Genomic DNA, 12119 nt, shown 5'->3' with positions numbered 1-12119 from the left:
TCGTAAGGGAACCAAGTCTGGGGGTCGTGAGCGTTCCAGGCGGCTAGAACCGCCCGGAACGTTCACGAGCCCCCAAGACTCGGCGAGGCGGGGCGAGCAGGTCGAATGCGACACAGCGCCAGCCGTGCGGCGACCGCTCGAACCGGGCCGCGAGGGCGACGGCCCGGTCGCCGGTGCGGACCGTGCCGCACGCTTCGACGGTGTCGGCGGACGGTCGGCAGGTGCGCACCGAGCGGAGCACGCGCCGGGCGCCAGGCACGCGGGCGGCGGTGAGCAGCCGCTGGTAGACGTCCGGGAGCAGGAGCGGCTGGAGCTGCGCGGGCGCGCGGCGGCCGTCGGCGACCTCCAGCATGGCCGCGAGCAGCTGGGGAACGTCCAGCGGTGGCCGTTCGGCGCGTGCGGGCCGCCCGGGCGGAACGGACGGTGCGCGCAGGTCCAGTTCGAGCTGCCCCTGCGGGCCCGCGCGCCGGATGCGCGCGCGGAGCTTGCCCGGGTCGGGCGGTTCGTACCGGGTGAGCGGTCTCAGCCGGGTGTCGCGGTGCAGGGTCTGCGTCATCGGATCCCCCCTCGGATCGGTCCGCGCCGCGTTTCGGCGCCATCCGTTAGAGCCTCCGAACGCCCGGATTCGGTCGAAGAACGCCCATGCCGGTGAAACCACCCGGTTCGCCTGCGCGCGCCCGGCCGATCCGCTAGGGCGGCGTGGCGCGACCTAGGCTGGAGCGATGTTGCGGGGGCTGGTGCTGGACTACGCGGGCGTGCTCACCGATCCGGACGCCACCGAGCTCCTCGCCGCGGTCGACGAGTTGCGCGACCGCGGCATCCGCACGGCGCTGCTGTCCAACGCGGCGGGCGGCGGCAGCGCCCGGCGCAGGCTCGAGCCGTACTTCGACGCGCAGGTCTTCTCCGGCGAGGTCGGCGTCGCGAAACCCGACGCCCGGGTCTACCTGCTGACCGCCGATCTTCTCCGCCTGCCCGCCGCCGCGTGCGTCCTCGTCGACGATTCCCCGGGCAACGTGCGGGGCGCGGTGGCCGCGGGCATGGTCGGCGTGCACCACACGTCCGTCGCGGACACCCTCAGCGAGCTCGGCGCGCTCTTTCCCGCCTGACCAGGTCGAAGCACAGGACCGCGGCGGCCGCCGAGACGTTCAGCGATTCCACGTCCCCCGGCATCGGGATGGACAGCCACCCGGTGACCAGCTCCGCGACCTCGGGGCCGACCCCGGCCGTTTCCCCGCCCAGCACGAACGCGACCCGTGCGGGCAGCTCCGCCTCGAACACCGGCTCGCCCGTGTCGGCGCCGAGCGCGTAGAGCCCGTACCCGGCCCCGGCGAGCATCCCGGCGGCCTCCGGCGCGCTCGCGCACCGCAGGACCGGCGCGCGGAACGCCACCCCGGCCGAAGCCTTCACCACCAGCGGATCCAGGGTGGCCACCCCGCGCCGCGGCACCACGACGCCGTCGATCCCGGCGGCGGTCGCCGTCCGCAGGATCATCCCGACGTTCGCGGGCGTGGTGATCCCGTCCAGCAACAGCACCCGGCGCGGCGGCTCGGGCGCCGCGAGCGCCGCGCTCAGCGGGCGCATCCGGGGCGCGACCACGTCGGCGAGCACGCCCTGGTCCTGTTTGCCGTTGCCCGCCAGCACCTTCACCCGATGCGCGCTGGCCCGCTGCACGCGCACCCCGGCGGCCTTGGCCGCGCGCTGGATCTCCCCGACCGCCGGCCCGCGCGCGGTGTCGGCGAGAATCACCTTGTCGACCTCGAGCGAGGGGTCGTCGAGCGCTTCCAGGACCGGCTTCCGGCCGTATACCGTCAGGAATCGGTCTTTCGGGGATACCGCTGAGTTCGCCTCGTGCACAACGCCATTACAACACCGTGTGTCAGGATCACCTCATGCCCGATCGCCTCTCCGCACTGGATGCGTCGTTCCTGTACCTGGAAGACTCCTCGACGCCGATGCACGTGGGCAGCGTGGCGATCTTCGAACGGCCGCGCGCCGGGTTCGACTACGAGCAGATGCTCGCGCTGGTGAGCCACCGGCTCGGGTACCTGCCGCGCTACCGGCAGCGGGTGGTGAGCGTGCCCGGGCACCTGGCCCGCCCGGTCTGGGCGGACGACGTCGACTTCGACCTCAACTACCACGTGCGGCGGTCCGCGTTGCCCGCGCCGGGCACCGACGACCAGCTGTTCGACCTGGTGGCCCGGCTGATGTCGCGGCGGCTGGCGCCGGAGCGCCCGCTGTGGGAGGCCTACTTCGTGGAGGGGCTCGCCGGCGACCGGGTCGCCCTGGTCACCAAGACCCATCAGTCCGTTGTGGACGGTATCGGCACGATAGAGCTCGGCCAGCTGATCCTGGACACCGCGCCCGCCGAGCCGGAGGACCACGACGAGGACTCCTGGGCGCCGCGGCCGCAGCCGAGCCGGGCCCAGCTCGTGCTGGACGCGGTGAGCGAGACCGTGCAGCGGCCGGGGGAGCTGGTGGAGAACGTCCGCTCGTTCGCCGGGGACGCGGCCGCGACGGTCGAGAAGTTCAGCGGCGCCGTCGGCGGGGTCGCCTCCGCGCTGCGCACGATGGCGCGACCGGCGCCCGCCGGTCCGCTCAACGTGCGGATCTCCGGGGGCCGGGTGTTCGCCGTGGTGCGGACCCGGCTCGAGGACTTCCGCAAGATCCGGGCCGAGCACGGCGGCACGGTGAACGACGCCGTGCTCGCGGTGATCACCGGCGCCCTGCGGGAATGGCTGCAGTCCCGCGGCGTCACCCCGACCGGTGAGACCACGATCCGCGCCCTGGTGCCGATGGCGGTCCGGGACGCGGATTCGGTGGGCTTCTCCCCGGCCGGGCTGGTCGGGAACGAGGTCGACGCGTATCTGGTCGACCTGCCGGTCGGCGAGGCGAATCCGCGGCTGCGGCTGCAGCACATCGGGCACGCGATGACCGACCACCTCGACTCGGGGCGGTCGGTGGCGGCCCGCGCGCTGCTGCGGGTCGGCGGTTTCGCGCCCGCGACCCTGCACTCACTCGGGGCGCGCGCCGCGGGCTCGTTCTCCGGGCGGATCTTCAACCTGGTCATCACCAACTCGCCCGGCCCGCAGCAGCCGCTGTACGCGGGGCGGGCGAAGATGACGGAGATGTACCCGGTCATTCCGCTGGTGCGCAACCAGGCGCTGGCGATCGGCGTCACCTCCTACCACGGCGGTGTCTACTTCGGACTCAACGGCGACCGCAAGGCGTTGTCCGATGTGGACGTGCTCGCCGGAATGATCGAGGATTCCTTGGAAGAACTGAAGGGGGTGAACCGGTGAGGGTCTATCTGCCCGCCACCATCGGGATGCTGCGTGAGCTGGTCGCCGGGGGAAAGCTGACCCCGGTCAGCGGTACCGGCTTCGCGCTGACGCCCGCGCTGCGGGAGTCCTACACCAGCGGCGACACCGAGGAGCTCGAGTACGCCGCGCTGCTGGACGCGGCCCGGGCCTCGCTGCGGCTGATCGCCGCCGGGGAAGAGGGCGGAGAACCACCCAGACGAGTGGTCGTGTCCGCGGACGTCGAGAACGCGACCCCGCGACCGGATCTCGACCCGGCCGTGGTGCGCCTCGCCGGGCCGGTGGTGCTCGAGGAGATCGCCGCGGTGCACGTCGACACCGAGGACGCCGAGGAAGCGGTCCGCGCGGCCGCGGACGTGGTCGACGCGGCCGACCTGGGCGACGCGGACGCGGAGTTCGTGCTCGGGGACGCCGAGGATCACGAACTCGCCTGGTACGCCCCGCAGGAGCTCCCGTTCTTGCTCGAACTCCTCTAGCGGCTCTGTCAGGATGGGGTCCTGAGAGCCCGCTCACAAGGCGGGTGCCGAGCAGACCCCAGGAGGCGAGCACTCATGGACGCCGTGACATCCGTTCCCACGCCGGTGAACGAGCCCGTGCACACCTACGCGCCGGGCACCGCCGAGCGGGAGTCGCTGCAGCGCAGGATCGCCGAACTCGAGGCGGAGAAGCACGAGCTGCCGCAGACGATCGCCGGGCTGCGCAGCCTGGGCCGGGGCGAGGCCTTCGACGTGGTGCAGCCGCACGATCACGCCCACGTGCTCGGCGTCGCGGCGCAGAGCACCGAGGAGGACGTCGCCGACGCGGTGGCGGCCGCGAAGAGCGCCAAACGGGAGTGGAGCGAGCTCCCCTTCGACGAGCGCGCCGCGGTGTTCCTGCGCGCGGCCGACCTGATCGCCGGACCGTACCGGGACACGTTGAACGCGGCGACCATGCTCGGCCAGTCGAAATCCGTGCAGCAGGCGGAGATCGACGCGGCCTGCGAGCTGATCGACTTCCTGCGCTTCAACGTGCACTACGCCCGCCGCATCCTCGCCGAGCAGCCGAATTCGGTGCGCGGGGTGTGGAACCGGCTGGAATACCGGCCGCTGGACGGTTTCGTCGTGGCGATCACCCCGTTCAACTTCAGTGCGATCGCGGGCAACCTGCCCAGCGCGCCCGCGATCATGGGCAACACCGTGGTGTGGAAGCCGACGCTGACCCAGCAGCTCGCCGCGCACTACACGATGCAGATCTTCGAGGAGGCCGGGCTGCCGCCGGGCGTGATCAACATGGTGACCGGGCACGGCCAGCCGGTCGGCAAGGTCGCGCTCGCCGACCCGGGGTTCGCCGGGCTGCACTTCACCGGCTCCACCGCCACGTTCAAGGGGCTCTGGCGCACGATCGCGGACAACCTGGACGGCTACGGCAGCTACCCGCGGATCGTGGGCGAGACCGGCGGCAAGGATTTCGTCGTCGCGCATTCCTCGGCGCGCCCGGAGAAACTGGTGCCCGCGCTGGTGCGGGGCGCGTTCGAATACCAGGGGCAGAAATGTTCGGCCGTCTCCCGCGCGTACATTCCGCGTTCGCTGTGGGACGGCGGGGTGCGGGAGCAGCTGGCCGATCTGACCCGCACGGTGAAATACGGCGACATCACCGACTTCTCGCTCTTCGGCGGCGCGGTCATCGACGCCCGCGCGTTCGCGAAGCACCAGCGCCTGCTGTCCAGTGTGGACGGTGACTCGGCGCTGACCACCCTGGTCGGCGGGCACTGCGACGACGCCATCGGCTACTTCGTCGAACCGACCGTGCTGGTCTCCGAGGATCCGGTGCACGACGTGCTGGCCACCGAGTACTTCGGCCCGATCCTCGCCGTGCACGTCTACGAGGACAACCAGTACGAGCGGCTGCTGCAACTGGTGGACGGCACCGCGCCGTACGCGCTGACCGGGGCGGTGTTCGCCGACGACCGGACCGCGATCCAGCAGGCGCACCGCGCGCTGCGCTACACGGCGGGCAACTTCTACGTCAACGACAAGCCGACCGGGTCGATCGTCGGCCAGCAGCCGTTCGGCGGTTCGCGGGCTTCGGGCACGAACGACAAGGCCGGGTCGATGTTCAACCTGCTCCGCTGGACCAGCCCGCGCTCGATCAAGGAAACCTTCGACGCCCCGGAGTCCATCGGCTACCCGCACATGGACTGATCCCCCGGCGCGCGGCGGCAGGAAGGGACCTTTACTACGGCTGAACCGGAGTAAAGGTCCCTCGCTCCCGTTCAACCGGAGCGAAGGTCCCCTCCTGTTTTCTCCGCGACGAGGGGTAGGCGGCGGCGATAGGGTGCGGTGTGGAGCGTGAAATCCGGCCCGCCACCAGGGCGGACATCCCCGAGCTGGCGCGAGTCCTGGCGCTCGCCTTCCACGACGATCCGTTCATGCGGTGGATCCTGCCCGGTGACGAACTGGTTCGCCGCCGGTTGCCGACCCTGTTCGGCGTGCTGATCCGGCACCAGCACTTCCGGCACGGCGCCTGCGAAGTCGCGGTCGAGGGGCGGCGGATCGTGGGCGGCACGCTCTGGGACCCGCCGGGGAGTTGGCGGCAGCCGCTGTGGCGGACCCTGCTCGCCGCGCCCGGGCTGATCCGGGCGTTCGGGCGGCGCACGGCGGCGGCCGCGGAAGTCGCCGCCGCCCTGGAGAAGGCGCATCCGTACGAGCCGCACTGGTTCCTGGCCGTCGTGGGCACCGATCCGGACCTGCGGGGCAAGGGCATCGGCGGCGACCTGCTCCGGTCCCGGCTGGACCGGTGCGACGCGGCCGCGATGCCAGCCTATCTGGAGTCCAGCAAGGAAAGCAACATCGGGTACTACGAGAAGTTCGGGTTCGCGGTGACCCGGGAGATCACCGTGCCCGGTGGCGGGCCGACCGCCTGGGCGATGTGGCGCGAGCCGCGCTGACGCCACACCGCCCGGGCGGGGGACTACCGGGTGGGCTTCGGCGCGCCCGGGATCTCCGGCATCTTCAGTTCCTTGACCTGGTCGGCCGGGGGAACCTGCACGTCGACCGCGCCACCCCAGTCGGTGTACTTGATGGTGGCCTTCATCTCCTGCTGCCCGGCGGGGGCGCCGGCGGCCTTCGCGATCTCGCTGGAGTCGACCACGATCTGCACCGGCAGCTGCTCGGAGTTCAGCCACACCTGCATCGGCATGGTGATCTTCTTGCCCTTGAGCTCCTTGTCGAGCTTGTCCTTGACCTGGGCGACGATCTCCTTCGGCATGCTCTCCAGGGACTGGTCCATGGCCTTGGCCAGGTCCACGTCGAGGTGGTAGAGCGTGGTCGCCTGGCCGTCGAGCTGGGCCGGCTCGCTCTTGGTGATCGTGCCCGCCTTCTGCATCTGGTCCAGCAGCTTGGTCGGATCGCTCTGTTTGGCCGCCTGGTCCATCATGCCGCCGAGCAGCTTGGACAGCGGGTCCTGGCCGTCCAGCGAGAGCTTCGCCCACGGTTTGCCGGGCTCGGCCGCCTCCGGCGCCTTCACGTAGAAGGCCCGGTCGATAAGGCGCACCTCCAGGTTCTGGCCGCCGGCGTCCATGACCATCGCCATCTCGACGTTCTCGCCGGCGATGCGCAGCTGGCCCTGCGCCTTCATCGTCTGGCCGCCGCCACCGGCTTCCATGCTGAACTTCGCGGTCTTGCTCTGCGTGGTCTTGGCGGAAGCCGCGCGGACCAGGTCGGTGGCGCTGGTGAACGGACCGTCGGCGGCCGCTGCGGGCGCGGGTTGCGGCGCGGCCTGCCCGCCGTCGCCGCTCCCGCCACCGCACGCGGTGAGCGTCAGGATCAGGGCGAGCCCGGCACCGGCCAGGGTCGTCTTCCGCATCGGGATACCCCTCTTCGAGTGAGTCATGTCGGCCCCGTCATCGACGTTGGGCTAGCTGGAGTTACCTGAATGGCGGTATCTGCCCCCCGTACGGGGGAGAAACTACCTCACACCTGTTTGCCGGCGTGCGACGCCAGTAGCCGCCGCAGCGACCGCAACCGGCCCGGCCGCGCCGCGCCGGTTGCCACCACGTCGTCCAGCATGCAGCCCGGATCGGCGGGTGGGCCGAGATGGCCGCAACCGGACGGGCACTCCTCGGCGGCCTCGGCGAACTCCTCGAACGAGTTCACGATGTCGTCACTGGTCACATGGGCCAGGCCGAAGGACCGGACGCCGGGCGTGTCGATCACCCAGCCGTCCCGGCCGGGAAGCGGCAGGGCGATCGCCGCGACCGAGGTGTGCCGCCCCTTGCCGACCGCGCTCACCACGCCGGTCGCCAGCTCCGCGTCCGGCACCAGGCGGTTGACCAGGGTGGACTTGCCGACCCCGGAATGCCCCACCAGCGCGGTCACCCGGCCCCGCAACTGCCCGGCCAGCGCCGGGGAGTCCTCGTCGTGCCGGGTGACGATCGCCGGGACGTCCAGGTCCGCGTAGCTGGCCAGCAGTTCGTCCGGGCTGGCCAGATCGGATTTGGTCAGGCACAGCACGGGCTGCAGGCCGCCGATGTAGCAGGCGACCAGGCACCGGTCGATGAACCCGGTTCGTGGCGGCGGATCGGCGAGCGCGGTGACGATCAGCAACTGCTCGGCGTTGGCCACGACGACGCGTTCGTAGGGGTCGGTGTCGTCGGCGGTGCGCCGCAGCACGCTCCGGCGCTCGTCCACCCGGACGATCCGGGCCAGGGTGTCCGCGCGCCCGCTGACGTCGCCGACGATCCCGACCGAATCGCCGACCACGACCGGCGTGCGCCCCAGTTCGCGGGCTCGCATCGCGGTCACGATGCGTTCCGGGTCGGACTCCAGGGCGCAGGTCCAGCGGCCGCGATCGACGGCGGTGACCATGGCGGTGGCGGCGTCGGCGTGCTGTGGACGGCGCTTGCTGCGGGGACGGGTGCCTTTGCCGGGCCGAATCCGGACGTCGCTCTCGTCCAGCCTGCGCCAGTCCCTGCCGCCCAATCCGGCCCGCCTCCCGCGAAAACCTGGAGATATGTCGTGTTCGATGATCCCTCATCCGGCTCGCCAACGGTGCACCAGCCGTGACACGATGGCGAACCAGACCGCTCAAACGAAGGAGGTTGGGCGATGTGCGGCCGCTATGCCGCGACGAAGGACCCGGCCACGCTGACCGCTGAGTTCGACGCGATCTACGAGGTCGGCCCGAACAAGGCCACGGCCGAGGCGCACACCCCGAGGGCCGATTACAACGTCGCGCCGACCAAGAACGTGCTCACCGTGGTGCAGCGGCATCCGCGTGACGCGGACGGGAACGTGCTGAACGACGAACCGGCCGTGCGCAGCCTCCGGCTGATGCGCTGGGGACTGGTGCCGTTCTGGGCCAAGGACCCTTCGGTGGGCAACCGAATGATCAACACTCGTTCGGAGACCGCCAAGGAGAAGCCCGCCTTCCGCAAGGCGCTCGCCCGGCACCGGTGCCTGGTCCCGGCCGACGGCTGGTTCGAATGGCGGCGGGACGGCAAGAAGAAGGACGCCTTCTACATGACCGGCCCGGACGACGCGTCGCTCGCGTTCGCCGGGATCTGGGAGAGCTGGCGCGATCCGAAGGCGGACGCGGACGCGCAGCCGTTGATCACGTTCTCGGTGCTGACCACCGACGCGGTCGGGCAGCTGACCGACGTCCACCACCGGATGCCGCTGTTGATGCCGCGGGACAGCTGGGCGACCTGGCTCGATCCGGACCGGGAGGACGTCACCGAACTGCTCGCCCCGCCGTCGCTGGAGATCGTGGACGGCCTCGAGCTGCGGCCGGTGTCCGACCGGGTGAACAACGTGCGCAACAACGGTCCCGAGCTCATCGAGCGGGTGGACCGGGAACGGCAGGAATTGGACGAGGGGGCCCTGTTCGAGCTGCCGAGCTCATGACCAGCGTCGACATCGAAACCGCTTTCGGCCCGGCCCGGGCCGAACTGCACTGCGCCGAGGAAGGCGTGGCCGCGCTGCTGCTCGGGCACGGCGCCGGGGGCGGGATCGAGGCCAAGGACCTGGTCGCGGTGACCCGCGCGGCGCAACTCGCGGGGGCGCACGTGGCGCTCGTCGAGCAGCCCTACCGGGTCGCCGGGCGGCGGGCGCCCGCCCCGGCCGCGCAACTCGACGAGGCGTGGCTGACGGTCGCCGACGAGCTGTCCGAACGGTTCGACGGCCTGCCGCTGGTGTTCGGCGGCCGGTCCTCGGGGGCCCGGGTGGCCTGCCGGACCGCCGCGCGCGGTCAGGCGGTGGCCGTGCTGTGCCTGGCGTTCCCGGAGCATCCGCCGGGCAGACCGGAGAAGAGCCGGCAACCCGAACTGGACGAGGTGACCGTGCCGACCCTGGTGGTGCAGGGCGAGCGGGACCCGTTCGGGCGCCCGGCCGCGGGGCCGCACCACGAGCTGGTGGTGCTGGCCGGGGACCACAGCCTGACCGCCGATCTGGACGGGGTGTCCCGGGCGGTCAGCGAATGGCTCGGCCGAGTGCTGCGCCCGCTGGCCTGATCCTCCCCGCCGCTGAATGTCCCCCAATGCGGCATTGGGGGCGCTCAACGCCCCGAAAGCCACATTGGGAGCGTTGAACGCCCCGAACGCCACATTGGGGGACGCCCGGCACCGGGGTGGGCCGGGGTCAGGCGGCGATGGGGGCGACGGTGGCCTTGGTGAGCCGGATCAGGTCGGCCGGGGCGAGTTCGACCTCCAGCCCGCGGCGGCCCGCCGAGCAGTGCACGGTTTCGAACTTCTCCGCCGAGGTGTCCACCACCACCGGCAGTCGGCTGCGCTGCCCGAGGGGTGAGATCCCGCCGAGCACGTACCCGGTCGCCCGCTGGGCCGCCGCGGTGTCGGCCAGCTTCGCCTTCTTGCCGCCGACCGCGGCGGCGAGCGCCTTGAGGTCCAGCTGCCCGGTCACCGGCACCACGCCGACGGTCAGCGCGCCGTCGACCTCGGCGACCAGCGTTTTGAACACCCGCGCCGGGTCCAGGCCGAGCGCCTCGACCGCCTCGGTGCCGTAGGACTCACTGCGCGGATCGTGATCATAGGAATGCAGCTTGTGCGCCACCTTCTGCTTGGCCAGCAGCGCGGTGGCCGGGGTGCCCTTTCCCGCCATGGTCGATCACCGTACTCGCCCCGAGGCATCGCGATGTCATGTGTCACAGTGCCGGGAATGTCCCGCACCCCGGCACTGTTGACATGGGCGTGCCGACTCAGCTCGTGAACCCCAGCACCCGCACCACCGGCCGGTCCGCCGTGCCGGGCCCGCGCGTTCGCACCCGCGTATCCTCGGGGGCGTCGCATGCGCAGCCGCGCATTGACGCCGACTGGGAAGGGAACGGTTTGCCGAGCACGGAGAACCCGGCAGTGCCCGAATCGGGCGCCGAGCAGGAGCAGGCCGAGGCGCGCGCCGAGCGCTTCGAGCGGGACGCGATGCCCCTGCTGGACCAGCTCTACTCGGCCGCCATGCGCATGACGCGCAACCCGGCCGACGCCGAGGACCTCGTCCAGGAGACCTATCTGAAAGCGTACGGGGCGTTCTCCTCCTTCAAGGAGGGCACGAACCTCAAGGCCTGGATGTACCGGATCCTCACCAACACCTACATCAACGGCTACCGCAAGCGGCAGCGACAGCCCGTGCAGCAGCCGACCGACGAGATCACCGACTGGCAGATCGCCAAGGCCGAGAGCCACACGTCGAGCGGGTTGCGCTCGGCCGAGGTCGAGGCCATGGACAACCTGCCCGACGCCGACGTGAAGGCGGCCCTGCAGAAGCTGCCGGAGGAGTTCCGGCTCGCGGTGTACCTCGCCGATGTGGAGGGTTTCGCTTACAAGGAGATCGCCGAGATCATGGACACCCCGATCGGCACCGTGATGTCCCGGTTGCATCGTGGTCGTGGTCAGCTGCGTGACCTGCTCGCCGACGTGGCGCGGGAACGCGGATTCATCCGGGGTACCAAGCAGGAGGTGGCCGGTCGATGAACGCCTGCGGCGATTCCGACAAGGTCAACTGCGACGAGGCGCTGGCCGAGATCTACCTGCTGCTGGACAAGGAGTGCAGTCCCGAGCACGAGATGCTGCTGCGCAAGCACCTCGACGACTGCCCGCCCTGCCTCGAGCAGTACGGCATCGACGAGCAGCTCAAGCAGCTCCTGGCCCGCAAATGCGGGGGCGAGCACGCGCCCGCGGACCTGAAGAGCCGGTTGCGCGCGTCGATCCGGAAGACGGTCGAGGAGCGCGGCGGCCTGACGGTCGAGCGCACCGAGATCAGCATCGAGAAGCGGACCGAATAGGGTCCGGCGGACGTGCGAAGGGCCCCGACACCGCGTCGGGGCCCTTCGATTTCACACCTGGATCAGGCGTTGGGCTTCTTGCCGTGGTTCGCGCCGTTCTTCTTGCGGTCGCGGCGTTTGCGGGCTCGCTTCGACATGTCATCTCCTCGCACGTAGGGGTGGCCCACCCTGGTCGGACCGGCGCCGACGGGGCCAGGGGCAACCTGTTCAGTGTGTCATGCACCCGAGTAGGGGTGTCTCCGGGCTGTCCGTGGCGCGATCGCTCTGGTTGGATTGAACCGGCACCTTCGCCGCTGTTCGCCGGGAGGACACCATGGCCGAGGAGATCCGGGCCGAGATCGTCGCCAACGTGCTCAAGGTCGTCGCCAGGGAGGGGACGTCCCTCAGCGACGGGGACACCGTGGTGATCCTCGAGTCGATGAAGATGGAGATCCCGGTGCTCACCGAGGCGTCGGGCAAACTGGCCAGGATCGCCGTGAACGAAGGTGACGTCGTCCAGGAGGGCGATCTGCTCGCCGTGGTGGAGTAACTAGG

The 12119-nt window shown here is 71.0% G+C and carries 16 protein-coding genes; 10 read left to right on the top strand and 6 right to left on the bottom strand.

Annotation, left to right across the window (positions count from 1 at the left end; translation table 11 throughout):
- Window positions 1–43: 43 nt before the first annotated feature.
- Window positions 44–556 carry an Rv3235 family protein gene (locus FXO23_RS40660; RefSeq protein WP_158892485.1) on the bottom strand — a complete coding sequence of 171 codons (513 nt, stop codon included), beginning with the start codon at window positions 554–556 and terminating at the stop codon, window positions 44–46.
- A 166-nt stretch (window positions 557–722) separates the two neighbouring features.
- On the opposite strand from FXO23_RS40660, the gene FXO23_RS40655 reads away from it, so the two are divergent.
- A complete protein-coding gene (locus tag FXO23_RS40655) occupies window positions 723–1106 on the top strand; it encodes an HAD-IA family hydrolase (RefSeq protein ID WP_158892483.1) in 384 nt (127 codons plus the stop codon).
- Here the strand turns inward: FXO23_RS40655 and FXO23_RS40650 are convergent.
- Complete coding sequence (locus FXO23_RS40650) at window positions 1075–1854, bottom strand: TrmH family RNA methyltransferase (RefSeq protein WP_158892481.1); 780 nt, start codon at window positions 1852–1854, stop codon at window positions 1075–1077. The two genes, FXO23_RS40655 and FXO23_RS40650, sit on opposite strands and share 32 nt — an antisense overlap.
- A 35-nt stretch (window positions 1855–1889) precedes the next feature.
- Between FXO23_RS40650 and FXO23_RS40645 the strand changes: the two genes are divergently transcribed.
- The 4 genes from FXO23_RS40645 (at window position 1890) to FXO23_RS40630 (ending at window position 6243) form a co-directional block, all read left to right on the top strand.
- Entirely contained in the window at window positions 1890–3299 is a 1410-nt protein-coding gene (locus tag FXO23_RS40645) for a WS/DGAT/MGAT family O-acyltransferase (protein WP_158892479.1), read from the top strand.
- Window positions 3296–3793, top strand: coding sequence for a DUF6912 family protein (locus FXO23_RS40640; RefSeq protein WP_158892477.1), 498 nt, complete (start codon window positions 3296–3298; stop codon window positions 3791–3793). Before FXO23_RS40645 ends, FXO23_RS40640 begins: the two co-directional genes overlap by 4 nt.
- 75 nt (window positions 3794–3868) lie before the next feature.
- Window positions 3869–5497: an L-glutamate gamma-semialdehyde dehydrogenase gene (gene pruA, locus FXO23_RS40635; RefSeq protein ID WP_158892475.1), complete on the top strand. Its 1629-nt coding sequence runs from the start codon at window positions 3869–3871 to the stop codon at window positions 5495–5497.
- Between the two features lie 140 nt (window positions 5498–5637).
- On the top strand, window positions 5638–6243 hold the full coding sequence (locus FXO23_RS40630; protein ID WP_179957023.1) for a GNAT family N-acetyltransferase: 606 nt from the start codon (window positions 5638–5640) through the stop codon (window positions 6241–6243).
- Window positions 6244–6266: 23 nt separating this feature from the next.
- Here FXO23_RS40630 and FXO23_RS40625 read toward each other — a convergent pair whose 3' ends face one another.
- Both FXO23_RS40625 and rsgA read right to left on the bottom strand, forming a co-directional pair.
- Window positions 6267–7160 carry an SCO4651 family lipoprotein gene (locus tag FXO23_RS40625; protein WP_158892473.1) on the bottom strand — a complete coding sequence of 298 codons (894 nt, stop codon included), beginning with the start codon at window positions 7158–7160 and terminating at the stop codon, window positions 6267–6269.
- A 107-nt stretch (window positions 7161–7267) separates the two neighbouring features.
- A complete protein-coding gene (rsgA, locus tag FXO23_RS40620) occupies window positions 7268–8275 on the bottom strand; it encodes a ribosome small subunit-dependent GTPase A (protein WP_158892471.1) in 1008 nt (335 codons plus the stop codon).
- A 126-nt stretch (window positions 8276–8401) separates the two neighbouring features.
- On the opposite strand from rsgA, the gene FXO23_RS40615 reads away from it, so the two are divergent.
- Complete coding sequence (locus FXO23_RS40615) at window positions 8402–9199, top strand: SOS response-associated peptidase (protein WP_158892469.1); 798 nt, start codon at window positions 8402–8404, stop codon at window positions 9197–9199.
- Window positions 9196–9804, top strand: coding sequence for an alpha/beta hydrolase family protein (locus tag FXO23_RS40610; protein WP_158892467.1), 609 nt, complete (start codon window positions 9196–9198; stop codon window positions 9802–9804). Before FXO23_RS40615 ends, FXO23_RS40610 begins: the two co-directional genes overlap by 4 nt.
- 127 nt (window positions 9805–9931) lie before the next feature.
- Here FXO23_RS40610 and ybaK read toward each other — a convergent pair whose 3' ends face one another.
- Complete coding sequence (ybaK, locus tag FXO23_RS40605) at window positions 9932–10408, bottom strand: Cys-tRNA(Pro) deacylase (protein ID WP_158892465.1); 477 nt, start codon at window positions 10406–10408, stop codon at window positions 9932–9934.
- A gap of 227 nt (window positions 10409–10635) precedes the next feature.
- Here ybaK and FXO23_RS40600 point away from each other — a divergent pair, with 227 nt between their 5' ends.
- Together FXO23_RS40600 and rsrA are read left to right on the top strand one after the other, a co-directional pair.
- On the top strand, window positions 10636–11274 hold the full coding sequence (locus tag FXO23_RS40600; RefSeq protein WP_158892463.1) for a sigma-70 family RNA polymerase sigma factor: 639 nt from the start codon (window positions 10636–10638) through the stop codon (window positions 11272–11274).
- Window positions 11271–11585: a mycothiol system anti-sigma-R factor gene (gene rsrA / locus FXO23_RS40595; RefSeq protein ID WP_158892461.1), complete on the top strand. Its 315-nt coding sequence runs from the start codon at window positions 11271–11273 to the stop codon at window positions 11583–11585. The genes FXO23_RS40600 and rsrA overlap by 4 nt, the downstream gene beginning before the upstream one ends.
- Window positions 11586–11647: 62 nt before the next feature.
- Here the strand turns inward: rsrA and FXO23_RS52770 are convergent, their stop codons facing one another.
- Window positions 11648–11722, bottom strand: coding sequence for a 50S ribosomal protein bL37 (locus tag FXO23_RS52770; protein ID WP_098515123.1), 75 nt, complete (start codon window positions 11720–11722; stop codon window positions 11648–11650).
- A gap of 176 nt (window positions 11723–11898) precedes the next feature.
- Here FXO23_RS52770 and FXO23_RS40590 point away from each other — a divergent pair, with 176 nt between their 5' ends.
- Entirely contained in the window at window positions 11899–12114 is a 216-nt protein-coding gene (locus FXO23_RS40590) for a biotin/lipoyl-binding carrier protein (RefSeq protein WP_158892459.1), read from the top strand.
- Window positions 12115–12119: the final 5 nt, after the last annotated feature.

The sequence above is a fragment of the Amycolatopsis anabasis genome, from assembly GCF_009765355.1.
Lineage (GTDB): Bacteria > Actinomycetota > Actinomycetes > Mycobacteriales > Pseudonocardiaceae > Amycolatopsis > Amycolatopsis anabasis.
Note: the sequence above shows the minus strand (reverse complement) of the source record. Positions and strands in the feature narration are given on the sequence as shown.

Bases quoted from the DNA above. Each gene is read 5' to 3' on its own strand.
- FXO23_RS40660 (WP_158892485.1), bottom strand. From the start codon at position 556: ATGACGCAGACCCTGCACCGCGACACCCGGCTGAGACCGCTCACCCGG.
- FXO23_RS40655 (WP_158892483.1), top strand. From the start codon at position 723: ATGTTGCGGGGGCTGGTGCTGGACTACGCGGGCGTGCTCACCGATCCG.
- FXO23_RS40645 (WP_158892479.1), top strand. From the start codon at position 1,890: ATGCCCGATCGCCTCTCCGCACTGGATGCGTCGTTCCTGTACCTGGAA.
- pruA (WP_158892475.1), top strand. From the start codon at position 3,869: ATGGACGCCGTGACATCCGTTCCCACGCCGGTGAACGAGCCCGTGCAC.
- FXO23_RS40625 (WP_158892473.1), bottom strand. From the start codon at position 7,160: ATGCGGAAGACGACCCTGGCCGGTGCCGGGCTCGCCCTGATCCTGACG.
- FXO23_RS40615 (WP_158892469.1), top strand. From the start codon at position 8,402: ATGTGCGGCCGCTATGCCGCGACGAAGGACCCGGCCACGCTGACCGCT.
- FXO23_RS40610 (WP_158892467.1), top strand. From the start codon at position 9,196: ATGACCAGCGTCGACATCGAAACCGCTTTCGGCCCGGCCCGGGCCGAA.
- ybaK (WP_158892465.1), bottom strand. From the start codon at position 10,408: ATGGCGGGAAAGGGCACCCCGGCCACCGCGCTGCTGGCCAAGCAGAAG.
- rsrA (WP_158892461.1), top strand. From the start codon at position 11,271: ATGAACGCCTGCGGCGATTCCGACAAGGTCAACTGCGACGAGGCGCTG.
- FXO23_RS40590 (WP_158892459.1), top strand. From the start codon at position 11,899: ATGGCCGAGGAGATCCGGGCCGAGATCGTCGCCAACGTGCTCAAGGTC.